Here is a 23681-nt window from a genome sequence, read left to right as displayed (position 1 = left end):
TGTGCCTGACCGCCCTTCGGGGCGCCGGGCACACCCCAGCCTTCAAAAACGGGAAGGCCTGGATGCCGGGGCGGGGGCGATTTCGAGGTGGTCCCCCTCAGGCGCTTGCCCCCGAACGGGCCGTCGTAGCATGGCACATGCCGGCGGCGAGGGTGGTGCCACTGGCCGGGTCGATGAGGATGAAGGAACCGGTGAGCCGGGAGTCGGCGTAGGCATCCAGCGGCAGCGGCTGGGAAGTCCGCAGGACGACCGTGCCGATGTCGTTGACGGCAAGCTCATGGGGGAGGTCCCGGCGGGTCAGGCCCTGTGTGAGGTCGACCTTGTAAGGCAGTTGCTTGACGATCGCGTTCACCGTGCGGGTGCCGTGCTTGAGCAACACCCGGGCGCCGACCGTCAGCGGCCGATCGTGGAGGTGGCAGACGGTGGCCTCGACGTCCTGGGTGATCGTGGGGGCGTCGAGGGCCGGCGCGATGACGTCGCCCCGCGAGATGTCGAGGTCGTCGGCGAGCAGCACGGTCACCGACTGCGGGGCCCAGGCCGTGGCCACGCTCTCACCGAGCGTGTCGATCCCGGTGATGGTGCTGGCCAGGCCCGACGGCTGGACGGTGACCTCGTCGCCGACCCGCAGTACGCCAGACGCGATCCGGCCCGCGTAGCCCCGGTAGTCGAGGTGCTCGGCGGTCTGGGGCCGGATGACATACTGGACGGGAAGACGGGCCGGGGCGGTGGTTGGGTTGTCGCCGACCGGCACGGTCTCCAGGTGCTCCAGGATCGTCGGGCCGCTGTACCAGTCCATGTGCGCGGAAGGGGTCACCACGTTGTCCCCGGCGAGTGCCGAGATCGGTATCGCCGTGATGTCGCGGACGCCGAGCGAAGCGGCGTACGCGGTGAACTCCTCGGCGATCCCGGTGAAGGACGACTTGGCGTAGTCGACCAGATCCATCTTGTTGACGGCCAGCACTACGTGCGGCACCCGCAGCAGGGCGGCCAGAGCCGCGTGGCGGCGGGTCTGCTCGACGACGCCGTTGCGGGCGTCGACCAGGACCACGGCCAACTCGGCGGTGGAGGCACCCGTCACCATATTGCGCGTGTACTGCACATGTCCGGGCGTGTCGGCGAGGATGAACCGTCGCCGGGGGGTGGCGAAGTAGCGGTAGGCGACGTCGATGGTGATGCCCTGATCCCGCTCCGCGCGCAGGCCGTCGGTGAGCAGCGCCAGGTCCGGTGTCTCCTGGCCGCGCCGCATGGAGGCCGCCTCGACGGCCCCCAGCTGGTCGGCGAGGACCGACTTGGAGTCGTACAGCAGCCGCCCGACCAGGGTGGACTTGCCGTCGTCCACGGAACCGGCGGTCGCGAAGCGCAGCAGCGCGGTGGTGGTCGGGAGCCGTTCGGTGCCGGTGCTCGTGCTCGTGCTCGTGCCCGTATCCATATCCGTATCGGTGCCGCTATCAGTGTCCGTATCAGTGGTCATTAGAAGTACCCCTCGCGTTTGCGGTCCTCCATCGCGGCCTCGGACAGTTTGTCGTCGGCGCGTGTGGCTCCCCGCTCGGTGATCCGGGACGTGGTGATCTCGGCGATGACCTGCTCGACCGTGCCGGCGTCGGAGTCCACCGCGCCGGTGCAGGACATGTCGCCGACCGTGCGGTAGCGGATCTGCCGGCGTTCGGTGGTCTCGTCGTCCTTCGGGCCGCCCCATTCGCCGGGCGCGAGCCACATGCCGTCCCGGGCGAAGACGTCGCGCTTGTGGGCGTAGTAGATCTGCGGCAGCTCGATGCCCTCGCGCGCGATGTACTGCCACACGTCCAGCTCGGTCCAATTGGAGAGCGGGAAGACGCGGACGTGCTCGCCGGGTGCGTGCCGGCCGTTGTACAGCGCCCACAGTTCCGGGCGTTGGCGGCGCGGGTCCCACGCCCCGAACTCGTCCCGCAGCGAGAAGACCCGCTCCTTGGCGCGCGCCTTCTCCTCGTCCCGGCGCCCGCCCCCGAACACCGCGTCGTGCTTGCCCTCGGCGATCGCGTCCAGCAGCGGCACGGTCTGGAGCGGGTTGCGGGTGCCGTCGGGGCGTTCGCGCAGCCGTCCGTCGTCGATGTAGTCCTGCACCGAGGCGATACGCAGCCGCAGCCCGTGCCCGGCCGCGGTCCGGTCCCGGTAGGCGAGCACCTCGGGGAAGTTGTGCCCGGTGTCCACGTGCAGCAGCGAGAAGGGCACCGCCGCCGGGGCGAACGCCTTCAGCGCCAGGTGCAGCATGACGATCGAGTCCTTGCCGCCGGAGAAGAGGATCACTGGCCGCTCGAACTCGCCCGCCACTTCACGGAAAATGTGCACCGCCTCCGACTCCAACGTCTCCAGATGCGACAGTGCGTAAGGGTAGGGATTCGCCGTCCTCCCGGCGGAACTCCCGGTGGAACCCCCTGCTGATTGGTGGTGAACGACCGTCATGCCAACTCCCTTTCCACAAGCAGCGTGTACAAGGCGTCGACGGACTCCGAGACGCCTTCGGCATGGGTGCCCAGCCGCAGATCCGGCGTCTCGGGCACCTCGTACGGGTCGTCGACACCGGTCAGCCCGGATATCCCGCCCGCGGCCTGCCGCGCGTACAGGCCCTTCACGTCCCGCACCGAGCAGACCTCGAGCGGTGTCGCGACATGCACCTCCAGATAGGTCGTCGCGGACTTCTCGTGATGTTTGCGGACCATTTCCCGGCTGTCCGCGTACGGCGCGATCACCGGCACCAGGACGGCTGTGCCGTTGCGTGCCAGAACCTCCGCGACCATGCCGATCCGCTGGACGTTGGTGTCCCGGTCCGCACGGCTGAAGCCCAGCCCGGCGGACAGGAATCGCCGGACCTCGTCGCCGTCGAGGACCTCCACCCGTCGTCCGTGATGTCGCAACCGCTCGGCGACCCCGTAGGCGATGGTGGTCTTGCCCGCGCTCGGCAGGCCGGTCAGCCATACGGTCGCGCCGGGCCGGCACGTGCAGAACGAGTGGGTCGTCATGCCCGGCTCCTCACAGCGGGCTCGGATGCCGCTCGGGCCGCGGTCACGGGCAGCGTTGTCAGTTCGCGCAGCGCGGCCGAGAGGACGGCGATGCCGCGTAGGTAGTCGTCGGTCAGGATGTGCTCCTCGTCCGAGTGGTCCAGAGCGCTGTCCCCCGGGCCGTACGTGGCCATCGGTATGTCCCAGAACTCCGCCAGCGTGTTCATGTCGGAGGTGGCGGTTTTGACCGTCGGACGCGGGACGCCTCCAACTCGCCGGATCCCCGCGGACAGGGCGTGGACCACGGGACTGCGACGTTCCACGCGCACCGCGGCGACCCCGTTGAGGACATCCACCGTGCCGCCGCGGGCGCGGTTCCTGAGGGCGGTGACGAATCCCTCCTGGTCGAAACCGACCGGGGTGCGGACGCTGATCTCGAGTTCGGCGTCCGCTATGTCGCCCCGCATCGCGACCAGGGTCGCGCCGGGGGTTCCGAACGAACCGTGGCCCTGGTCCGGGCCGAGCAGTTCGAGGGCATCGTGCCAGAACGCGGCAGCCGATTCCGTCGCCTTCTCCACGGGGTTGCTCGGATGGGTGGCAGGACAGGTGACCCGGTAGGAGAGGTCGAGTTTCCCCTTGTACCCGAGGACTACTCCCGACCATCCGCTCGGTTCGCCCACCACCAGCGCGTCCGGTCGGGCCAGTGTGCGTCCGATGTGTACCGCGCCACGGGATTGGGGGGTTTCCTCCTCGACCACTCCCACGACCGTCAACTGGCCGGGGAAGCCGGGGTTCGCCGCGACGGCCTGCACCATGGCCGCGAGCGGGCCCTTGGCGTCCACCGAGCCGCGTCCGTGGACACGGCCGTCCGAACACCGCACCGGCAACTGGCCGGGGACCGTGTCCATGTGACCGAGGAGCATGATCTTCGGGCCGGGCCGGGCGGGCGTCTCGCCGATCACGTTTCCGGCCCGGTCGATCCGGGCGGCAAGGCCGAGTCCCTTCATGACGCCGACCAGATGCTCGGCCAGCCGGCTCTCCTCCCCCGACGGTGAAGGGATCGCCACCATGGCTTCCAGCATGTTCGCCGCCGAGACCGGGTCCACGCCCACGAGGGCTCGGGCCACATCCTCGGACGGGACGGTCACGGTGCCCATCACCTGCTCCTCCTTCTGTTCCGGATTCCTCTTCTGTTCCGGATTCTGTTCCGGATTCCGTTCCGGACCGGGCGTCAGCAAGATCTGCGTTCCCGCTCCGTGCAGGACGTCGGTGACCGCCTTCTCATGGCGGCCGTCCGAGACGGTCACCCGCGGGACCCCGCCCTGGAGGGCTTCGCGCGCCGCGACGAGCTTGAGCGCCATGCCGCCACGGGCGAACTCCCCCGGGGCGGAAGTCCCGGACACCTCGTACTCGGCCAGCACGCTGCCTTCGTCGTCCGCGTCGGTCAGTACGCCCGGAGCCCCGGTCAGCAGCACCAGGCGGTCCGCGTTCAGGGCCGTGGCCAGTGCCGCCGCGGCGCGGTCCGCGTCCGCGTTGACCGGGAATCCCCGCTCGTCCGCCGCCGGCGGCGAGATCACGGGAACGTACCCCTCGGACAGCAGCGTGGTGAGGAGTTCGTTACGGACCTCGCCGATCCGCCCGCTGTGGTCGTCGCGCACGACCACCGTGCGTCCGCCGATCAGCGCTCGATGCGCGGTCTTGCGGCTCGCTTGCAGCATCCCGCCGTCCATCCCGGTCATGCCGACGGCCGGCACGCCCCTGCGCTGCAATTCGGCCACCAGCCTCGGCTTTACCGCCCCGGCCAGGGCCAGCGTCACCACCTCCATGGTCGCCTCATCGGTGTAGCGGGCCGATACGCCGTCGGGCGAGACCATCCGGCGCTGCGGGACGTCCAGCCGCTGCGCCAGGCTGTCGATGTCGGCGGATCCGCCGTGCACCACGACGACGTGATGGCCGTACCGTGTCAGGTCCGCGATATCGGCGCAGATTTCAGTCGCGTTGACGTCGTGGTTGCCGCCGCATTTGACTACGAGTAATTGGTTCGGGTTCAACCTTGCCTCCAGTCATGTCAATTCATGTTCAGAGGTGTCCGACCGGGCAGGCCCTACATCGGATGCAGCCCCGGGAACGAGAGTCCGTACGACTCGGGCCACCCCATGCGGACGTTGAGGCATTGCACCGCGTTGCCCGCGCCGCCCTTCACGAGGTTGTCCAGGGCGGCGATGACGACCAGGCGGTCGGAGCCCTCGTCGGCGGCGTGGCCGATGTCGCAGAAGTTGGAACCGAGCAGGATCTTGGGTTCCGGATAGCGGTAGACGCCTCGCTTGTGGGAGACCATGCGGATGAAGGGCTCGTCCGAGTACGCCTCGCGGTAGGCCGCGCGCACCGCCCGGTGGTCCGCGCCCGGCGCCAGTTCGGTGTGGCAGACGACCTGGACGCCGCGCACTGCCTCGACACCTGTCGCGGTCATCCGTACGTCGAGGCCGGTGTGCTGGGCGATCTCGGCCTCGTGACGGTGGGCCACGGGGGCGAAGACGCGCATGGCGCCGCTGCGTTCGGCGTGCAGGTTGCCCTCGCCGGCCGTCGCTCCGGAGCCGCTGGATCCGGTACGCCCGTCCACCAGGACCCGCGAAGCGATCAGTCTGCGGGCGGCCGGCGGACGCAGCGCGAGCAGTCCGGCCGTCGCCATGCAGCCGGGGACGCTGATCAGCCGTGCGGTGCGCAGCTCGTCGCGGTGCAGTTCCGGAATGCCGGGGACGAACGAGTCCAGTAGTTCCGGAGCTTCGTGGGCGACGCCGTAGTAGCGCTTGTACGCGTCGGCGTCCCTGAGCCTGAAGTCCCCCGAGAGGTCTATCAGGAGTTCCGTACGGCTCGCCCATTGCCGTACCAGGGCCATGGCCGACCGGTGCGGCGTCGCCAGGAGGACGACATCGCACTCCGTCACCTGCTCGGCGTCGCAGAACGTGAGGTCCGTGGCCGAGCGCAGATTGGGATGGACGCTGTCGACGCGCTTGCCAGGGAAGCGCGACGACACCGCGGCGGTCACCTCCGTCTCGGGGTGGCCGAGGAGCAGCCTGAGCACTTCGCCACCGATGTAGCCGGCGGCACCGAACACCGCGACCCTGATCACTTCCACACCTCGGAGACCAGTCGGTCGGCGATCTCCTCGGCGACGTCGACCCGGCCATCCAGGGCCTCCTGGAAGCCCTTGAACTCGACTCCGTGGTTCACCTCCAGGACGTACAGGCCGCCGTCCACGTCCTCGGCCAGATCCACGCCCGCGATGGCCGCCCCGGTCTGTGCCGCGGCGGCCACCGCGAGCCCGGCGATGTCGTCGGTAAGGGCGCACGGCTTGGTCCGGCTGCCCCTCGCCACATTGGTGCGCCATTCGTCGGACATCCGGTAGACGGCACCGATCGGCACCCCGCCCACGACGATCACCCTGATGTCGCGGCCGGGCTTGTCCACGTAACTCTGGAGATAGATGATCTGTGCCTGCGGCGAGGGAATGGCGTCGCAGTGCTCCAGTACGGTCCGGGTCGCGTCGGCGTCCGGCAGCAGTGCCACCCGCCTGCCCCAGGAACCGACCAGGGGCTTGATGACGACCGGGTACCCGATCTCCTCGGCCGCCTGCTGGGCGGCCTCGGTCGTCAGGGCGAGGGAAGCGCGCGGCGTGGGGATGCCGGCCCGGTGAAGGGCGAGCGACGTCCGCCATTTGTCACCGCAGATCTCGATCGCGGCCGAGGAGTTGACGACGGTGACGCCGCTCGCCTCGAACGTCAGTGCCGCGTAGAGGGCCTTGGTCGCCGAGATCTCCCGGTTGAGCACCAGGTCCCAGGCCGGCGGCAGGCCGTCCATGTGGTGTCGTACGGTCCGGGTGTCGATTTGCGTGCACGGGACTCCCCGCCGCTCCAGGGCCTCCAGGATCCGCTTCTCCTCGAAGCGGATCCTGGAGGCCAGCAGGGCTGTCCGCGGTGCCGTGGAAGGCTTTCCCAATGTCATTCGCCCCAGTCCTCTTCGACCTCGGGTGCCAGCGCGAGCAGCAGCGGGGCAGTGGCCACCACTTCCAACTCGCTGCGGCAGCCGGGACATTCGAGCACTTCGCTCATCCGGACGGAGTCGTTGATCGTCAGTGCTCCGTCGCATTCGGGGCACGTCTGGGTCGCGGTCGTCATGACAGTTCCCTCTGTTTCTCGTCGGTTCATGGGGTGTTGGGCGCGTCCGCGTCGAGTGCCGCGCAGACCGTGGCAGCCGTACGGGCGGCGCTGATGCCGTAGTGGTCCAGCAGGTATTCGTGGCCGCCGGCGATGTCCGCGAACTTCTCCGGCATGGCGATCCGCACCACGCGGGTCGGCCGCTCCTCGCAGAGGGCCTCGCAGACCGCGCCGCCGAGCCCGCCGCTGCGCCAGTGCTCCTCCACCGTGACCACCAGGGAGGCCTGTGCGGTGGCCGCGAGGAGCGTCTCGGTGTCGAGCGGTCGCAGGGTGTGCATGTTGAGCACGGTCGCGGAGATACCGCATTCGGAGAGAAGCTGTGCCGCCTCCGCGCAGGCCGCCACGGGATACGGTCCGCAGCCGACCAGTACCACGTCCGTGCCCCGGCGCAGCAGCTGGGCCCGGCCGATGATCATGGGCTCGCCGGTATCGATCGCCGGCGTGGCCTTGCGGCCCAGCCGTACGTACAACGGGCCCGGCAGGTCCAGGCTCTGTTCGACGACGGCTTCGGTGGCGGCGGCGTCGGCCGGTACGACCACGGTCATCGTCGGCAGTGTGCGCATCGCCGACAGATCCGCCAACGCGTGGTGCGTGGGGCCGAGGTGACCGGCGGCCAGGCCGCCGTGCGTCGCCATGATGCGTACCGGCAGGGCCGGGTAGGCGATGTCGAGTTCTACGGCTTCGAGCGCCCGCGCACTGGCGAAGGCGGCCATGGTGTTGACGAACGGCATCCGCCCGCAGGCCGCGAGCCCGGCCGCCATGCCCATCAGATTGTGTTCGGCGATCCCCAGATTGACGTACTGGTCGCCGGCGGCGGCGATGTCGTCCGGGCTGAACAGGCCGGTGTCGGTGTCCAGGCAGATCAGCCTGGGGTCCTGTTGAAGCAGCGGCATCAGCCGGTCGCGGTACGCGTGGCGGGTCGCCGCTGGGGCTGGGGTTGTTGTCAACGGGCTTCATCCTTCCCTGTGTTGTGCGATACGGGCGCGTTGCGCAGTACGGACCGGACCCGGGTGTGTTTGCGTTCGGAGAGGGTGACGTAGTGGCTTGCGACCTGGCCCGCCAGGAACGGAACGCCGTGGCCCTTCACGGTTCGCGCGATCAGGAGGCTGGGGCGGCCGGGTTCCCACGGGGTGCTGCCCAGGTTCCGTACGAGTTCTCCGACGTCGTGTCCGTCGGCCTCCCGGACGGCCCACCCGAAGCTTCGCCACCGCTCCGCCAGCGGTTCCATGGCGGCGATCTCGTTGGTGGGGCCGGTCAGTTGGAGGGAGTTGCGGTCCACCACGGCGACCAGGTTCTCCAGTCCCAGCGAGGCGGCGCCGATGGCCGCCTCCCACACGGAACCTTCCTGGAGTTCGCCGTCCCCCATGAGGACGAAGGCCTTCGAACTCCTGCCGTCCAGGCGCGCGGCCAGGGCGAAACCGCATCCCAGGGCGAGTCCGTGGCCGAGTGAGCCGGTCGCGGCCTCGACCCCGGGCACCGCCCGGACCGGATGGCCCATCAGCCTGCTGCCGGGTTGGCCGTATTCACGCAGTTCCTCGACGGGCAGGAAGCCGCTTTCCGCGAGGATCGCGTACAGGCCCACTGCGGCGTGCCCCTTGCTGAGCACGAACCGGTCCCGCTCAGGGGCTGTTGGCCGCGCCGGGTCCACGGTCATGACGTCGCCGTAGAGCGCGGTCAGTACTTCGGTGGCCGAGTACGCGCCGCCGAGGTGCCCTCCTTCGGGGCCCGCGCACATGTCAGCGACGTGTTCGCGCACCCGCATGGCGGTGGCGCGCAGGGACGAGAGGCCGGCCGGGGTGAGGCTCGTCGCGGTCATGATCGCGCCCCGGCGAGCTTGGCGACCGTGTCGAGGTTCTCCCACACTTTCTCGAATGCCTCCGCGTAACGTTCCAGCAGCTCACCGCTCGTGGGGCTCAGGTGCCGCTTCTGGATGGTGAGGGAATCACGGATCACCGCGTGGGCGACCGGATACTCCGCCCGGGAATCCGCCGGTACGTGCTCCGGTACGTGCTCTGCCGAGGGCTCCAGCGCCGCCCACGGGTAGCCCCGGCCGAAGCCGAGGCGATCGCGGAACGCGGTCTGGTCGGGCAGCGGCATCAGTTGGTACTGGGACATCGGAACTCCCTCGGCCCGCAGTGCGCGGCGCAGTGCCTTCCGGAAAGCCGTGTCGGTGATCCCGGGCAGTCCGGCCGCGGCCGGGTCGAACCGGAACCGGAGGATGTGCCATACGTGTGTGGTGCCGGGCAGCGGCTTGGGCACGGTGAGGCCGGGCAGTCCGTCCAGGCGCGCCAGGAAGCGGGTGATGTTCGTCTGCCGGGCCTGCTCGTAGTGGTCGAAGCGACCGAGCTGCGCGCTGGCGAAGGCCGCCTGCAGGCCGTTCATCTTGTGGTTCCAGCCGAGTTGGTGGGAGACGTAGTCCCGGTCCTTGCCGCTTTCGATCACCTCGCCGAACTGGCGGCCCCTGCGGGCGGTTTCGGCGAGACCGGCATCGCCGGTCACCAGCAGACCGCCCTCGCCGCAGGTCGGGATGTTCTTGGTGACCTGAAGGCTGAACGCGCCCATGTCACCGATGCTGCCCACCGGACGCCCCCGATGGGTCGCACCCGGTGCCTGGGCGGCGTCCTCCACCACGGCCAGGCCGTGGCGGCGGGCCACATCGGTGATCCCGTCCATGTCCGCCGGCGCGCCGTGCAGGTGGACGGGGATGATCGCGGCCGTCCTCGGTGTGATGCGCCGTTCCACGTCCTTCGGGTCGAGGTTGAAGGTGACCGGGTCGATGTCGGCGAAGACCGGTACCGCCATGTTGTGCAGCGGAGCCAGCCCCGTCGCGATGAAACTCAGCGCGGGAACGATGACCTCGGCCCCCGGCCCGACGCCCAGCGAAGCCAGGGCGAGTTGCAGGGCCGCCGTGCCGTTGGTGACGGCCACGCAGTGGGCGTGGCCGAACCGCTCCGCCCACTGGCGCTCCAGCGTGGTCACCGGCGTTTCCCCGTCGGTGTCGGAGACAAGCCGCCCTCCGTCGAGCGCGTCGAGTACGGCCTTGCGGTCCTCGTCCTGGATCACCGGCCACTCGACACCGCGTTGCGTTCGTGGCACCGCGGGGGTTCCGCCGAGGACTGCGAGTTTGCTCATGTGATCCTCCTTCATGGTTCGGTGAGCGCGAGCTTCCGATGCGGGGTCCGGGGGGCGTCCGGGGGTTCGGTCACAGCTCGCCCACCGCCCGTTCGACGGATGCGAGCGCCTCGGCGTAGCGGCCCCGCAGTACTCCCGCGTGCCACCGCAGGTCGTCCGCGACCTCGGCGGGGGCGCCGAATCCGTGTGCTCCGGTCATCCGCAGCGCGGTCCACGCGTGGGCGACGCTTTCCACCGCCCGTCCCGCCTCCGCGAGCCCCGGGCAGTTCCAGGCGGCCCCGCGGTCCCGGAGCAACTCGCCGTGCAGCGCCGCCTGCGCTTGCATCCCCCAGCCGAATGTGTAGAGGCTCCGCAGCGCACTGGTCTCTCCCGCCCGTGCCCGGGAGGTCAGTTCACGGGTATAGCGGTCGAGTCCGGCCGTGCCGCCCCAGCCGACCGGTGTGTCCGGCTGCTCGAAGCCCGCCAGGTTGGCCCGCAGCCAGCCGGCGAGCCGTTCGCGGGTCAGGTCCGGGTAGGGCGCGTCCACCGTCACCGAGAGGCACCGCTGCTGGATCCGGGATTCGCTGAAGAACGCGTCCTGCTCATCCTCCGGATTGACCGATCCCCAGCTACGGAGGAAGTCCTCGACCGGGATGGGTCCCTGGAAGGCGGGCGGCATGGCGTCGGACACATGGACCAGGCCCAGCTCCTCGTCCAGCCCGTGGACGACCAGCAGGTGCGCGGCGTGGACATCGCCGAACGCCGGCCGGAAGGGCAGGTGGAAATTGTCCACGGCGGCGATGACGAGTCGCTGCTCGGACAGCGCCCGCCGCAGTTCGCGCAGTGGATCGTCCTGGTCCGAGGGGCGCCACCAGGACGAGTTGAGCGAGTGGTGGGGGGCCAGGCCGCGACCGAGGTCACCGTCGTACCGGCACGGGTAGTAGAACTCCTCTGGCCTGACGTCGTCGGGGATGTACAGGAATTCCCAGCCGGCTCCGAGCACGAACAGCGGGTTCTCGCCGTGATGCGCCAGGACCGTCCCGAACGTGGCCTGGAGACAGCTGATCGGATCCCGGTACCACAACGGGGGTGCCGCGATGGCCGGTTGAGTCGCGAGTTCACTGGGCATGACTGTGCTCCGATGCGACGGCCGCCGTCTGTTGCAGGGTGGCGGCGAAGATGTGGAGTGCGACATTGCGCGGCAGGCGAAAGCCCCTGAGATCGGCTCTACGCGTCACCGGGACCCGCTGGGCCCACAGCAGGGCGCTCACGCCTTGCTGGACGTGATGCGGGTAGTGCATCACAGGGGTCTCGAACGCCTTCGTCTCGCCGAACCGCGCGGGTGCCGCCCAGAAGTCGGAGACGCGTATCCATTCGGGGTCGACGGTTCCGTCCTCGAAGTGCATGTTCATCGTGTCCTCGGTGCGTCGCTCCGACGCGGCGAGCAGATGCAGCCAGTCGAAGCGCCCGGTTTCCACCGGGACGAACTGTCCGTCGCAGCGCACATTGTCATTTCCCTGGCCGACCGGGGGGAACCGGAACGGGACGCCGTCGACCGTGACCGGTGCCCGGCCGAGGGGCAGGAATTCGGCGGGAAACGAGTTGCCCCAGACATTGAATGATCCGCGCCCGGTGTCCGAGGCCGGGGAGATACCGGTGTTGTTGAAACAAGGTGTCAGGTCGACGGGATCGTACTGTGACTCTTCGGCGGGTGGTCCGGGCACCGCAGTCAAATTCTCTCTCCTTTCACGTCCTTCACGGTAAGGGAATTCCACTGCTACGATCCAATCGTCTGGGGGCACCTCGCGTCTTCCCCCCAGGCGATTACTTCGCGCCCCCAGATTTCGCTACGGGATCCACGCCCGGACCAACGGACCGCTGACGGCCGTGTACGTGTACTTATTACATTTGGGGACGCCCGACGGCCGCTGAACCGGTAGTTGGGCAAGAAGCCCAGTTCAGGCCGTGAGCACGGTAATTACCCTAGCTGCGACAGGGGAGGGAATCCGGTACTCCGCGACGGCGGAGCCGGGCACCCGGATGTTAACGTCAATTGGCCCAAGAAAACGTGGAGGAAACATGATCGAGACGAATGTCGCGACGAATTTCGAGACGAGCGAGGCCGGCGGACGGCGTGTCATCGCACTCTGGAGTGCGCCGCGATCGCGTTCCACCGCCTTCCTGCGAATGATGATGGAGCGTGACGATATCGTCACACTCCATGAACCCTTCTCCCATCTCTCGGACTTCGGATCGACCGAGGTGGGGGACCGCAGGATCGAGACGGAAAAGGACCTGATCGAGGCCATACGCGAGTTTTCGCCGGGGCGGCGGGTCTTTTTCAAGGACACCACGGACTTCCATTACCCCGGCGTACTCGCGGACCAGCACTTCCTGAAGGAGGTCCAGCACACGTTCATCATCCGGAAGCCGGCCGAGGTCATCGCCTCGCACTTCGCACTCAATCCCGACGTCACGGTCGATGAGATCGGCTTCGGGCGGCTGTATGAATTGTTCGAGACGGTCCGCGCCGCGACTGGAACCGTTCCGGTGGTGGTCGACTCCGACGGACTGCTCGACCGGCCCGCAGAAACCGTCGAGGCGTACTGCGCGCGAGTCGGACTCACCTTCCTGCCCGACACGCTGAACTGGTCGAACGGGACGCGGGAGGAGTGGCTCAAGGCGGCCAAGTGGCACAAGGACGCCGGTGAGAGCGCGGGGTTCGAGCGCGCGGCGCGTCAGTACGAGTTCACCGTGGACAATCACCCGCCGCTTGCCGAGCTCCACCGCCAACAGGTGTCGTACTACGAGGAGTTGCTCCGGCACCGCTTGCCGGTCCGCGCCACGGCGGCCGGGTCACCGACGGATTGACTATAATGCATGAGTCATGCATTATAGATTCATGGTCCACCGTACCGAAAACCTGCTGGGCGCCCTCGTGACGGCACTCGGCGACGCGCAACGCTCGGCCGCCGAGGAGTTCGCCGGGTACGCAGGAGCCACGTCGGCGGCCATGACGTACCTGCTTCAGGAACCGGGAACCGGTATCGACCAGCTCGCCGCGCCCCTGGGCCTGACGCAGTCCGCGACGGTCCGACTGGTGGACCGCCTTGAGCGCGACGGCCACGCGCGCCGCGAGCCGGGTGCGAACGGGCGCAAGGTACGCGTAGTCCTCACCCGGCAGGGAACACGTGACGCCAAGCGCCTGCTGGAACTGCGCAGCGATCTGCTGCGGGACGCGCTGTCCGTGCTCGGCCCCGGCGACAGGAAGACGCTGACCGGATTCCTGGAGCAGATGCTCGCGCGTCTCACCACGGACGTCCCGCACGGGCAGCGCATCTGTCGGATGTGTGCCCTCGACGATTGCCCACGGCAGTCGTGCCCGGTCGATGCGGTGGCCGGCACGCGGACCCACTGACCTGTACCCGGTTCCCGTCCTGCCCCCGCGAGGATCCGCAAGCGGAAGGAACCGTCTTGTCTGCGAACCCACCGAATCTGCCGAACCCGCCGAATCTGCCGAACTCGCCGCACCCGTCCAACTCGCCGCCCCTGCCCGTGAATTCTGCCGCCCGGTCCCGCTTGAACCGGTCGCAGACGGGCGCCATCGCCGGACTGCTGATCGTCACGGCGATCTGGGGGGCCACCTTCGTGGTCGTCAAGGACGCGACAGCGCGGTTGCCCGTGTTCGACTTCCTGATGTGGCGGTTCGGGATCGCCGGGGTGCTGATGGCCATCCTCCGGCCGCAGGCCCTTCGCCGAATGGATCGCGGAGTCGCGGGGCGGGGCGCGGCGATCGGTTTGCTGCTGGGCCTCGCGTACATCACGCAGACCATGGGACTTCAGACCACGTCGGCCGCCGTCTCGGGATTCCTGACCGGCCTGTTCGTCGTGTTCACCCCCCTCCTGACGTGTCTTCTGTTCCGAACCCGGCTGCGCCCGCTGGTCTGGGTGGCGGTGGTGATCGCCGCCTCGGGTCTGGCGCTCATGACCCTGAACGGCGTCGCCTTCGGCTCGGGCGAGCTGCTCACCCTGCTGTGCGCGGTCTGCTTCGCCCTGCACATCGTGGCGCTTGGGCGCTGGTCCCCGGGCCGGGATCCCTACGCGCTGACGGTGATCCAGATGGCCACCGTCTCCGCGATGTGCTTCGTGGGCGCCCTTCTCCAGGGCCCGGGACTGCGGTCCCCCGGGGGCGGGAGCGAGTGGACGGCGGTCCTCATCACCGCGGTCCTGGCGTCGGCCTTCGCCTACATGGTGCAGACCTGGGCGCAGGCGCACGTGACTCCCACCCAGGCGGCGGTGGTTCTGACCATGGAACCCGTCTTCGCCGGTATATCCGCGGTGGTCTTCGGCGGGGAGTCCCTGACCATGTCCACGGTCGCCGGCGGCGGCCTCGTTGTGGCCGCGATGTATCTGATCGAACTCTCGGGTACCTCGTCGGGGGAGGCGACACCGGAAGAGGCGTCCGTCGGCACCGCCACAACGGTGCCCGATGCCGAGGCGCGCGGCCCCACGGCCGGCGTCCAGTGAACGTCACATGGCGGTCAGCTGCCGCATGAGCCCCGACGTATGGGCGAACGAGACCATCTGGGCACGATCTCGCACATTGAGTTTGTGCCGCAGCCGAAATATGTGGGTTCGAACCGTGGTAACGGCGATGAAAAGCTTGACAGACATTTCGTTGACGGACAGGCCCTCGCCCACCAACAGCAGTATTTCCCTCTCGCGCTGGGTGAGTGATTTCACCTGGGGGTCGGGTTCCGGTTTCTGATTGAAATCGTAATCCTTGAGCCACCCGACCACCCGGTGAATCACATTCGGCGCGAGCATCAGCTCACCCCGCGCCGCGGCTCTGATCGAGGCGAGGAGTTTCTCCTTTCCGGTTTCCTTTTCAAGGAGGCCATACACGCCCAGCCGTAATAATTCCCTTATGGCCAGATCGGTCATCTCGTTCGTGAATACGACCACCCCCGGGTTTTCCTTCGTTTCATTCAGGGCCAATTTGCGGACGAAACTGATCCCGTCCATCCCTTTTAGGTTCAGATCGGTTATCACGACATCGGGACTGAGTTCTCGAGCGACCATGAGGCCTTCGACGGCGCTTCCGGTCGCGGCAACACAGGCCATATCCGCTGCCGAAACAAGAGCCGACCTGAGTCCGTCCCGCACAACGGGGACCGAGTCGCAGACCAGGACTTGGATCTTCATCTTTTCTTCTTCCGCCGTCATTCGCTGCTCGGCCTCCGCGAGCACGAGCGGAAGACTCGGCTTCCCCGTCATACCCGTGCAAGAGCGCATAAATCATGACTAGAACGCTGAACCGGGGGGCACCGGTGTCTTCGAAGTCCTCGTCGACATGAAGGAAATTTTTCGGGGTACGTGAGTTTCAGAAATTCTCGACAGGTATTTCTGTGAGTGCGCATCAGTGGCTCGACTGCCCATATTTTCGTGCCACACACTCTTCAAAGTCCCGGTCAAGGTCGCGGTCAAGGCGACCCGCTGTCGCGGGTCGCGCGCGGCCGGGCCCGGGGCCGGCCGCTTTCGGCTTCGCAACCGCTTTCCGACCCCGGCCTTGCCGCGCAGGAAGCATGGCGGAAAAACTGGCGGCGCGGCAACGACTTTGACGCAGGATCATCCGCAGCGCAGATGGTGGCCGTGACGCCTCCGGCAGGGCCGCTATTGCCTGCTCGCTTCCGAGGTCGGCGGGCGGCTCGCCCTGGCTGAGATGCCAGGCAGCGGCGCGAGTGGAGACGGGTCCGCGGTGGCTGGGGCGGGGGCTGACGGCATCTTGAGCCACCTGCCCGCACTGGGATCCGCGTCGAGCAAGACCAGGAGGCCACTCGATCACCTTGCGGTCAGGCCAGAAGCCTGACCGAGTTGCCGACCAGCGCACGGCCTCCTGATCATGCCCGACCCCAGCACGGACAGGACACCGGCCCAACATCCCGCCCACCCCCGCGCCGAACCGTGCACGCCCCGGGCGGTCAGGGCGAAGGGCCTACGGCAGCAGGGTGAAGGCGGGCACGTGGCTGGGGCGCACCACGCTGAAGTGGCGGCGGTCCAGGGTGGCGACGTTGACCGCTCGGTACTTCTCGGCAACTGCGACGACGAAGGCGTCAGCGGTGCCCAGCGGAAGGTCGGAGTACTGCTCGACGAGGTCGGCAGCCCGGCTGACCTCGGACGGGGTGACCGAGACCAGCTCATATACGCCGTCCGCCACGTCGCGCGGGAAGTCGGCCTCGGCCTTGGCCCCGGCGCGACTGAAGAGCATGTAACCGATCTCGGCAAGGAGTGGGGAGGGCAGCAGGAGCGGGCCGGGGAAGTTCTGGAGCAGGTCGACGCTCTGCAGGTGGTAGTCGTCCTTGCGGTTGGCAGTCGCCACTACAGGGCCGGTGTCGATGACGATCACGCGCTCCGAGGCCCCTCGCTCGCCCAGGCATCGCGCACGATCTCCTTCGAGCGCACCGCAAGGTCGGGTTCGCCATCGAAGACGCCAGTCGTGCGGAACCGGCGGCGGGGGCGCTCGCCGCGCTCCACCTCGGCCCATTGGCGCAGCAGCTCTATGGCGTCAGGCAGCCTGTCCTCCGGCAGCGCGTCCAGCAGCCGGTGTGCTTCCTCGCGTACGGTCATGCGCTCAGTGTAAGGTCCGGGACCGCTCTCATCCCAGGAGTCGCCGGGACGCTCCAGCGGCAAGGGAGTGGTCTATACCTCTGACGGCAACGTCGTGTCCACGGGCAGTGGAAACTGGGCGGTCGCCGCCGGATAACTCTCCGGGGCGAGCCTGATGTCGCGTACATGACATAGGCGGCGAGTTCGCTGGGGTCGACGGGTCGGATGGGCAGTGGTTCTGCGTGGTGGCCGTGTTGCTGGAGCAGGGGCCGGACCTGCCTGCCATCCGGGGTTGGCGCGGGCACGGGCCAGCCGCTCCTCGTGGCGGCTGACGGTAACGGTGCGGCCGCCGGCGGCGGTGGTGCACTGGGCGGCCGGCGGGCAGGAGGCACACGCCGCGCCGAAGCGCGCGGCCCCGTCGCCGCGGGCTGCGGGACTCTGTCGCCCGATCCGCGGTGAGAGCCGATTCGATCAGCCTCACCAGCACGTTCACCGTTAGCCGCCGGTCGGTTTCGGCAGGTCGGCCGAATCGGGCGACAGAGTCCCACAGGGCGCTGTGAGCCGGCATGTGGCGTGCCGGACGGGGGCCTGGGCTGGGGCGAGCTCCGTGAGTGGCGCGGGTTCAGGACCGGCGAGGGGCCCGCTGGGCCGGGAGGGGCTGCACCACTCCCACATCATCGACTGGCGGGCCGCCCGCTGGTCGGCGGCCGCCCGGCGGCGTACGTCTGCCGTCACTTCGTCTGTGACGGCCCCACCGCCGAGGCGAAGGTCCTGGCGGAGAGCTTGGTGGTGGCGGTCGGCAGACCGGTCCGGCACCCCCGGGCGGCCCTCAGCTGCCGAGGGCCGGATCCGCCGACCGCTTGAGGTAGAGCAGCCGGTCGACGATCAGGTATCGCAGGGCGAAGACGAGGACAAGGCTGATCGCGGTAGCGGTGACGGGGCCGATCCCCAGCGTCGTCACCAGGAGTGCCAGCAGCGGGATGCGGGCCACCAGGTCCACGTTGCCGAGGACGGCGAAGTTCAGGAAGCGCAGGGGCCGGGAGCGGTGGCGGCGGTGGTTCTGGTAGACGAGGGAGTCCATGAGCAGGAAGTTCCAGAACAACCCGGCCTGATTGGCGATCACTTCCGCCGGTACGTAGTGCATCCCCGTGCCATGGATGAGCAGCCACAGCAATGCGAGGTTGGGCAGGAAGCCCGAGGCGCCGATCAGCCCGAAGACGACCATCCGCGCGCGGGCGTCGCTGCAGCGCAGCAGTACCAGGTGGCGCAGGAAGCGCAGGCCCTCTCTGAGGGTGGACTTGGACTCGCCGGCGAAGCGCTCACTGAATTCGTAGGGCAGTTCGGCGATACCGTTGGGGCGGCAGCGCACCGCCAGCTCGAGCAGGATCTTGTAGCCGAGGGGGCGGAGGCCTTCGCCCCGCAGACCGCGATCGACGGCCGTACGGCGGATGGCGAAGAAGCCGCTCATGGGGTCGGAGATGCCGCGCAGCACCCTTGGGAAGACGGCCTTGGCCAGGGCGGTGGAGGAGCCTGACACCAGCCGGCGATACGTGCCGGCGAGGCCGCCCCGGCTGCCCCCGTCGGCGTAGCGACTGGCGACGACGAGTTCCGCGCCGCTCTGCTCGCCGCAGCCGATCAGCTCGGGCACCAGTTGCGGCGGGTGCTGGAGGTCGGCGTCCATGACGACGACCCAGGGGGCGGTGGTGCGGGCGATGCCTTCGACCACGGCTCCGCCGAGACCGCCCTTGGCCTCCGCCCTGTGGTGCACCGCGACGGGCACCGCGCAGCGCAGCGCCGCGTCGGCGATGACTTCGGGCGTGTTGTCGGTCGAGTCGTCGACGAAGAGCACTTCGACGGGCAGGTCCTTCGGCAGCGCGGCGCAGATACGTGACAGCAACTCGTCGATGTTCGCTGCCTCGTTGAAGGTCGGTACGACCAGCGAGAGCGCCGGCGGCGCGGAGACGGCGTCCGGTACGGAAACGTGGAGCGGTGAGCCAGTGGTGGTCACAATGCCTCCTGGGCGGCGTTGAACAAGACGCGGACTTGCGGCTCCGTGATTCCTGGCACATGGTTCCCCACCGGCTGTATTCACGATTTTTACCGCGCCGGGGAATCCAGTTGTTTGTGAGAGACAAAGGGGAAATAAAGGCTCTTGGAAATAATGTCTGGCAGGGCTCGTATTTCTTCGTGCGCTCCGATGGCGCGCCTACGAACGCTGCCAGATCGAGTAATACGACGTTCCGTGGCCGGTCTGCCCCGGCACCTTGTCGATCAGCCGGTAGCCACTGCCCGGTGCCTTGAGCATCTTGGTCAGCTGCGCGTCCAGCGGGGCGGTCGGCCCGAAGTCCAGGACGACGAGGTCGAAGTAGTGCTCCGTGATCGCCGCCCGGTACGCGGGCAAGCCGGTCAGCACCTTCCCGGTCTTGTCGGAGTGCTGGAAGAAGTACGTGGTCAGCCATTCGTACGGCTCGGTCCGGTCGCGCAGGTAATAGCGCGGTACCTCGTTCTCCTCCACGAGGTAGTGCTCGTGGCCGTTGTGGACGAGCGGGCGCAGCGCGGCGACCATCGGGGTCGAGTTCGGCCAGCCGTACATGGGCCGCACTGCGTGGTCCGCGTAGAACGCGAGCAGCGTGCAGATGCCGAGGACGAGACCGGGGAGCGCCCCCGACGCCGTACGGAGCCGGTCGAGGCGGGCGAAGCCCGCTACGCCCGCTCCGGCGACCGGAGCCGCAAAGAGCAGCCCGAAGCCGATGTGCTTGTGCAGGGACACGCTGGTGCCCAGGTGCGTCTGGTAGATGGTCGCGAGCAGCGCCGTCGCGGCCAGAGAGGCCGCCAGCAGGGCCGGGGCGCTGCCTCGTGAGGCGGCCGAGCGGACGGCGACATAGCCGATGCCGACGACGGCGAGCACGAACACCCAGCCGCCCCACACCGCCGAGATCCGCAGGATGTTGGAGACTGGTTCGGTGCCCGTGGCGCGGTTGAGGGTGGTTTGCGAGAGCCCGGAGCGAAGCCCCGGCCCGGCGGCGGCGAGACCGGCGGCGATGAGGCCGCTCACCGCCCCGAGGAGCAGCAGTCCCCGCAGCGCGCCGCGCAGCCACACCCGGCCCCGCACGGCGGCCGTCGTCGGCACGCTGAGCACTGCTACGGCGATCACGGTGGGCAGGTACAGCGCGGACGCGTACTTCACCCCTGCCGCGAGGGCTAGGGGCGGCGCGGCGAGCAATACCAGGAACACCGGGGCCCTGGCCGTGCGGACGACGATCCACAGCGCGAGGGCCAGCAGGAACACCGCCGGGGCATCGTAAGTGGCGAGCCTGCTGAGGAACAGGGTCGGGGCCGAGACGGCGAATAGAGCGGCGCCGACGATGGCGGCCGGCCGGTCGTAGAGACGGCGGGCGGTCGTCCAGATCAGCGCGGTGGTGCCGAGCATGAGGATGAGGCTGAAAGCACGGACGCCCTCGAGCCCCAGAGCGGTGTCTATGACAGCGGCCGCCACCGGGTAGAGGAAGGGCGCGCCGGAGAAGTAGCTGGCATAGGTGTCATAGGTGGGAGTCCCGTGCAGGAGCAGGCCCAGTTCCCGGTGACCGGCGAAGACGTAGAGCGCCTCGTCCTGGAAGGCCGTGTTGGTGAGCCGGTAGGCCAGGATGATCTGCAGCATCAGGATCGCGACGAGCGGCAGCCGTCCGACGAGGCCGTGCGGCAGCCGAGCGGCGCGGGGCGGCGTTAGCGTCTCTGTGCGAGTGCCGACTGCTGTGGTCACTTGCCACCCCCGTTGCCGTTGACCCGCAGGATCTGGACCGACTGGTCGCCGCTGCCGAAGGTGGCGACGGCGGTGGAATGCGCCATGGCGGCGCGTACGGTGGGCAGGCCGTTGGGGTCCTGCCGGATGATCGAGGTGGAGACGACGTAGTTGATGTCACGCCAGCCGTGCGGGAGCGTCTTGGTGACGGCGGGGTCGAGGTCGACCTTGTAGAACCAGATGGCTCCCAGCCCGGGTTGGAATCCGGCGCCGACCATGTCGGGCCAGAGTGCGTCGTCGACCACGATTCGCGTGTGCCCCGGGTCCTTGATGTGCGTTCGGATCCAGGCGGATGCCGCGAAGTAGTTGTTGTTGGACAGCGCCGTGTCGGCGGTCGCGTCCCCGGTCGCCCATTGCGGGGCGACCAGGCCGGCAAGGATGACGGCGGTGAAGGCGACGATATTGGGGCGGCCTATCCGCAGTCGGGGCAGCCGGCGGGGGAGCGGAACCGTGCGTATGCCCTTGACCGCGGTGTCGGCGATCCCCGCGATGGCCAGGGCGAAGAAGGGGATCGCCTGGATGACGTACATCGCGGGCAGGTAGCCGTTGGGGCGCATGGCCACCGCCATCAGGATGACCGCGGCGACGCCGATCTCGCGCAGGCGCTTGACGAACAGCGCGGCAGACGACGCGGCGATCCCGGCGTAGACGAGGATCGGGTCGCGCACAAGCCACCAGTGCATGGTCATGTTGGAGACCGAACCGGTCCGCAGGATGTTGCCGGAGCCGCCGCGCTGGAGCTGGTACTGGATCGCTCCGATCAGCGAGTTGTGGTTGGCGCCCGGCAGCAACTCGCCCTTCAGCACCGCGTACAGCACGTACTGCAGGCCGATCAGCGAGAACGCCGCCAGGAAGCCGACTATGGCGAATTTGCGGGTGGACCGGTCGGTACCGCGCCACATCGCCATGATCAGGGCGGGTATCACCGCGATGATCGTCTCTTTGGACAGCACAGCGGTCGCGGCGCACAGGCCTGCGGCGACGTGGTGCCACAGGTGGCGGCGTGGTGACAACGCGAGGACGAAGGCGGCGAGGATCCAGACGACGGCGAAGTTGTCCAGGTAGATCTCGCGCTGCATCGTGACCGACAGCGGGGAGAGCCCGAAGATGACCGTGGCCAACGCCGCTGCCCAGCGCGGCAGGTCGATGCGGCGGGCCACCACGTACACCAGGGCGGCGGCGACGGCAGTGACCGGGAGCATGATCACCCGCGCGTGTGTGACGACCTGTGTGCCGTGGTCGAACAGTGCCGGGATCCAGGAGAGCATCGCGATCTGGAGCCAGCCGAGCGGCGGATGGTCGTACCAGTAGCTGTAGTGGGCGAGCCCGCGACCGTGCTGGACGGCCCAGGCCTGCGCGAGATACGTCCCCTCGTCGTCGCTGACGGTGGGGAAGTTGCCTATGTTCACCGCCTGGACGACGACGATGGCGACGACCAGTACGGCGACGATCACGCCGTCGCGATGGGCGCGGATGAATCGGCCGAGCCGACCGGGTTCTGGTGCGGACGGTGGTCCTACTCTGCTCGGATCTGGCTCGACAAGCTGTTCGATGACAATCGTCATCGCGTCCTCCCCCTCGGAGTCCTGGGTGTGGCGGGTGCTGGCGTGGCGTGGGCCGCTACGACGTGGCCTCGGCATCGCGCAGCAGGTGTGCGCCGACGTGCTTGGTCAGCTCCCAGTCCTTGCGTCCGCGCAGTTCGCGCCAGACCGCGCGCAGCGCGGCGCCCGCGAGGATGAGCTGGTAGAAGGGGCCGCCGATGATCAGCTTTACGTAGTGCGTGAAGCGGATCCGCAACTCGTACTGCTTGCCGAAGTCGTGCAGACCCACCACCTCGAAAGCGGAGGTGGCCGCCATCGGGATCACCGGGGAGAACGAGACCATCGCCCACACGACGTTCACCTGCGCAAGGAAGGCGATCGCGATCCCGCTGAGGATCATCACCCCGGACAGTGCCTGGATGAACGGGGTGACCAGTGTGTAGCGGGCCAGCATGCGCTGCCTCAGGTCGGGCAGGCGCTTCCAGTCCTGCTTGCGGTACACCTGCAGGAAGCCTTGATTCCACCGGGTGCGCTGCTTGAACAGGGAGACGATGGAGTCCGGGGTCTCCTCCCTGGTCACCAGCACGGAGTCGTACGCGACCACGATCTTCGCGCCCTGACTCGAGAGCCGTACGCCCAGGTCGCAGTCCTCGGCCAGGCAGTTCTGGTCCCAACCGTCATTGACGCGCAGCAGCGCGGTGCGGACGAACACGGTGTTCCCGCCGAGCGGGATGAAGCCCTTGGCGGCGTGCAGGTGCAGCCTGCTGCGGAACCAGAAGAAGTACTCGAGGCAGTTGCGCAGGCTATACCAGCTGGAGTGGAAGTTGATCAGCTGGACGCCACCCTGGACGACGCTCGCGTCAGCCCCGCGAAAGGCGCTGTCCACGTGGGAGAGCAACTCCGGATGGACCTGGTCCTCGGCGTCGAAGACTCCGACGACGTCGCCTCGGCAGTGCGGCAGCGCGGAGTTGAGCGCCTTGGGCTTGTTCTTCTTCTCGTGGGTGTCCGTGACGACGGAGACCAGCCCCGGGTTCGCGTTCGCGAGGCGGTGCGCGACGGCAGCGGTATCCGGGTCGTCGTGGCCGACGATGACGATGACCTCGTAGTCGGGATGTGTGGACTCCAGCAGGCGCAGCACCGTGTGCTCCAGCACTTCCTGCTCGTGCCGGGCCGGCACCAGCAGCGAGAAGGACAGCACGCCGGCGCCGTCGGGGTCGCCGAAACGCGTGGAGGCGAGGGTCTCCGGCGTCCGCCAGGCGTGGAGCATCCACCAGAGCGTGACGGCGGCCATGCCGAAGAGCGTGATGGAACACAGGGCTATGAAAATGTCAATCATGAAATTCCCCCCTAAGCGGCCCGACTGGGCTGCTTCCCGATCTCATTGTTTCGGCCGCTTGGCCCACTTTGGGGCAACTTCACGCCTATTTGTTCAGGA

The 23681-nt window shown here is 68.4% G+C and carries 22 protein-coding genes; 3 read left to right on the top strand and 19 right to left on the bottom strand.

Annotated elements, in window-relative coordinates:
* Window positions 1-97: 97 nt before the first annotated feature.
* The 12 genes from FCI23_RS01020 to FCI23_RS00960 form a co-directional block, all read right to left on the bottom strand.
* A complete protein-coding gene (locus tag FCI23_RS01020; RefSeq protein ID WP_136721489.1) occupies window positions 98-1429 on the bottom strand; it encodes a sulfate adenylyltransferase subunit 1 in 1332 nt (443 codons plus the stop codon).
* Window positions 1430-1470: 41 nt separating this feature from the next.
* A complete protein-coding gene (gene cysD, locus FCI23_RS01015) occupies window positions 1471-2439 on the bottom strand; it encodes a sulfate adenylyltransferase subunit CysD (RefSeq protein ID WP_136721488.1) in 969 nt (322 codons plus the stop codon).
* Window positions 2436-2996 carry an adenylyl-sulfate kinase gene (gene cysC, locus FCI23_RS01010; protein WP_136721487.1) on the bottom strand — a complete coding sequence of 187 codons (561 nt, stop codon included), beginning with the start codon at window positions 2994-2996 and terminating at the stop codon, window positions 2436-2438. Before cysC ends, cysD begins: the two co-directional genes overlap by 4 nt.
* Window positions 2993-5026: a [LysW]-aminoadipate kinase gene (locus FCI23_RS59145; RefSeq protein WP_246143196.1), complete on the bottom strand. Its 2034-nt coding sequence runs from the start codon at window positions 5024-5026 to the stop codon at window positions 2993-2995. The genes cysC and FCI23_RS59145 overlap by 4 nt, the downstream gene beginning before the upstream one ends.
* 53 nt (window positions 5027-5079) lie before the next feature.
* The gene (gene argC / locus FCI23_RS00995; protein ID WP_136721486.1) at window positions 5080-6105 is read right to left on the bottom strand and encodes an N-acetyl-gamma-glutamyl-phosphate reductase; all 1026 of its coding nucleotides are present in this window, start codon (window positions 6103-6105) and stop codon (window positions 5080-5082) included.
* On the bottom strand, window positions 6102-6977 hold the full coding sequence (gene lysX, locus FCI23_RS00990; protein ID WP_136721485.1) for a lysine biosynthesis protein LysX: 876 nt from the start codon (window positions 6975-6977) through the stop codon (window positions 6102-6104). Before lysX ends, argC begins: the two co-directional genes overlap by 4 nt.
* On the bottom strand, window positions 6974-7150 hold the full coding sequence (locus FCI23_RS00985) for a lysine biosynthesis protein LysW (RefSeq protein WP_136721484.1): 177 nt from the start codon (window positions 7148-7150) through the stop codon (window positions 6974-6976). Before FCI23_RS00985 ends, lysX begins: the two co-directional genes overlap by 4 nt.
* A gap of 26 nt (window positions 7151-7176) precedes the next feature.
* Window positions 7177-8136, bottom strand: a complete 960-nt coding sequence (locus tag FCI23_RS00980; RefSeq protein WP_136721483.1) for a transketolase family protein — start codon at window positions 8134-8136, stop codon at window positions 7177-7179.
* The gene (locus tag FCI23_RS00975; protein WP_211265167.1) at window positions 8133-9005 is read right to left on the bottom strand and encodes a transketolase; all 873 of its coding nucleotides are present in this window, start codon (window positions 9003-9005) and stop codon (window positions 8133-8135) included. Before FCI23_RS00975 ends, FCI23_RS00980 begins: the two co-directional genes overlap by 4 nt.
* Complete coding sequence (locus FCI23_RS00970; RefSeq protein ID WP_136721482.1) at window positions 9002-10321, bottom strand: DegT/DnrJ/EryC1/StrS family aminotransferase; 1320 nt, start codon at window positions 10319-10321, stop codon at window positions 9002-9004. The genes FCI23_RS00975 and FCI23_RS00970 overlap by 4 nt, the downstream gene beginning before the upstream one ends.
* 70 nt (window positions 10322-10391) lie before the next feature.
* A complete protein-coding gene (locus tag FCI23_RS00965; RefSeq protein ID WP_136721481.1) occupies window positions 10392-11429 on the bottom strand; it encodes a BtrH N-terminal domain-containing protein in 1038 nt (345 codons plus the stop codon).
* Window positions 11419-12024: a hypothetical protein gene (locus FCI23_RS00960; RefSeq protein WP_136721704.1), complete on the bottom strand. Its 606-nt coding sequence runs from the start codon at window positions 12022-12024 to the stop codon at window positions 11419-11421. The genes FCI23_RS00965 and FCI23_RS00960 overlap by 11 nt, the downstream gene beginning before the upstream one ends.
* A gap of 355 nt (window positions 12025-12379) precedes the next feature.
* On the opposite strand from FCI23_RS00960, the gene FCI23_RS00955 reads away from it, so the two are divergent.
* The 3 genes from FCI23_RS00955 to FCI23_RS00945 are packed head-to-tail and all read left to right on the top strand — an operon-like array spanning window position 12380 to window position 14827.
* The gene (locus FCI23_RS00955) at window positions 12380-13171 is read left to right on the top strand and encodes a sulfotransferase-like domain-containing protein (protein WP_136721703.1); all 792 of its coding nucleotides are present in this window, start codon (window positions 12380-12382) and stop codon (window positions 13169-13171) included.
* 31 nt (window positions 13172-13202) lie between these two features.
* The gene (locus FCI23_RS00950; protein WP_136721480.1) at window positions 13203-13718 is read left to right on the top strand and encodes a MarR family winged helix-turn-helix transcriptional regulator; all 516 of its coding nucleotides are present in this window, start codon (window positions 13203-13205) and stop codon (window positions 13716-13718) included.
* Between the two features lie 56 nt (window positions 13719-13774).
* Window positions 13775-14827 (top strand): DMT family transporter, encoded by a 1053-nt coding sequence (locus FCI23_RS00945; protein WP_246143195.1) that lies wholly within the window; start codon window positions 13775-13777, stop codon window positions 14825-14827.
* Window positions 14828-14830: 3 nt separating this feature from the next.
* On the opposite strand, the gene FCI23_RS00940 is transcribed toward FCI23_RS00945, so the two are convergent.
* The 7 genes from FCI23_RS00940 to FCI23_RS00905 form a co-directional block, all read right to left on the bottom strand.
* Window positions 14831-15550 (bottom strand): response regulator, encoded by a 720-nt coding sequence (locus tag FCI23_RS00940; protein WP_169316648.1) that lies wholly within the window; start codon window positions 15548-15550, stop codon window positions 14831-14833.
* Between the two features lie 745 nt (window positions 15551-16295).
* The gene (locus tag FCI23_RS00935) at window positions 16296-16706 is read right to left on the bottom strand and encodes a type II toxin-antitoxin system VapC family toxin (RefSeq protein ID WP_136721478.1); all 411 of its coding nucleotides are present in this window, start codon (window positions 16704-16706) and stop codon (window positions 16296-16298) included.
* Window positions 16703-16927, bottom strand: coding sequence for a hypothetical protein (locus tag FCI23_RS00930; RefSeq protein ID WP_136721477.1), 225 nt, complete (start codon window positions 16925-16927; stop codon window positions 16703-16705). The genes FCI23_RS00935 and FCI23_RS00930 overlap by 4 nt, the downstream gene beginning before the upstream one ends.
* Before the next feature lie 808 nt (window positions 16928-17735).
* Window positions 17736-18914, bottom strand: coding sequence for a glycosyltransferase (locus FCI23_RS00920; RefSeq protein WP_246143194.1), 1179 nt, complete (start codon window positions 18912-18914; stop codon window positions 17736-17738).
* 198 nt (window positions 18915-19112) lie between these two features.
* Window positions 19113-20666, bottom strand: coding sequence for an ArnT family glycosyltransferase (locus FCI23_RS00915; protein ID WP_136721475.1), 1554 nt, complete (start codon window positions 20664-20666; stop codon window positions 19113-19115).
* Window positions 20663-22270 carry an ArnT family glycosyltransferase gene (locus tag FCI23_RS00910; RefSeq protein WP_136721474.1) on the bottom strand — a complete coding sequence of 536 codons (1608 nt, stop codon included), beginning with the start codon at window positions 22268-22270 and terminating at the stop codon, window positions 20663-20665. The genes FCI23_RS00915 and FCI23_RS00910 overlap by 4 nt, the downstream gene beginning before the upstream one ends.
* 55 nt (window positions 22271-22325) lie before the next feature.
* Complete coding sequence (locus tag FCI23_RS00905; protein WP_136721473.1) at window positions 22326-23582, bottom strand: glycosyltransferase; 1257 nt, start codon at window positions 23580-23582, stop codon at window positions 22326-22328.
* Between the last annotated feature and the right edge of the window lie 99 nt (window positions 23583-23681).

The sequence above is a fragment of the Actinacidiphila oryziradicis genome, assembly GCF_005047355.1.
Taxonomy (GTDB): Bacteria; Actinomycetota; Actinomycetes; order Streptomycetales; family Streptomycetaceae; genus Actinacidiphila; species Actinacidiphila oryziradicis.
This window is presented reverse-complemented; position numbering and strand designations above follow the sequence as displayed.

Excerpts from the sequence above, each read along its gene's own strand:
- FCI23_RS00910 (WP_136721474.1), bottom strand. The coding sequence starts at position 22,270 with ATGACGATTGTCATCGAACAGCTTGTCGAGCCAGATCCGAGCAGAGTA.
- FCI23_RS00950 (WP_136721480.1), top strand. The coding sequence starts at position 13,203 with ATGGTCCACCGTACCGAAAACCTGCTGGGCGCCCTCGTGACGGCACTC.
- cysD (WP_136721488.1), bottom strand. The coding sequence starts at position 2,439 with ATGACGGTCGTTCACCACCAATCAGCAGGGGGTTCCACCGGGAGTTCC.
- lysX (WP_136721485.1), bottom strand. The coding sequence starts at position 6,977 with ATGACATTGGGAAAGCCTTCCACGGCACCGCGGACAGCCCTGCTGGCC.
- FCI23_RS00970 (WP_136721482.1), bottom strand. The coding sequence starts at position 10,321 with ATGAGCAAACTCGCAGTCCTCGGCGGAACCCCCGCGGTGCCACGAACG.
- FCI23_RS00955 (WP_136721703.1), top strand. The coding sequence starts at position 12,380 with ATGATCGAGACGAATGTCGCGACGAATTTCGAGACGAGCGAGGCCGGC.
- FCI23_RS00905 (WP_136721473.1), bottom strand. The coding sequence starts at position 23,582 with ATGATTGACATTTTCATAGCCCTGTGTTCCATCACGCTCTTCGGCATG.
- FCI23_RS00975 (WP_211265167.1), bottom strand. The coding sequence starts at position 9,005 with ATGACCGCGACGAGCCTCACCCCGGCCGGCCTCTCGTCCCTGCGCGCC.
- FCI23_RS00985 (WP_136721484.1), bottom strand. The coding sequence starts at position 7,150 with ATGACGACCGCGACCCAGACGTGCCCCGAATGCGACGGAGCACTGACG.
- FCI23_RS00965 (WP_136721481.1), bottom strand. The coding sequence starts at position 11,429 with ATGCCCAGTGAACTCGCGACTCAACCGGCCATCGCGGCACCCCCGTTG.
- cysC (WP_136721487.1), bottom strand. The coding sequence starts at position 2,996 with ATGACGACCCACTCGTTCTGCACGTGCCGGCCCGGCGCGACCGTATGG.
- FCI23_RS00930 (WP_136721477.1), bottom strand. The coding sequence starts at position 16,927 with ATGACCGTACGCGAGGAAGCACACCGGCTGCTGGACGCGCTGCCGGAG.
- FCI23_RS01020 (WP_136721489.1), bottom strand. The coding sequence starts at position 1,429 with ATGGATACGGGCACGAGCACGAGCACGAGCACCGGCACCGAACGGCTC.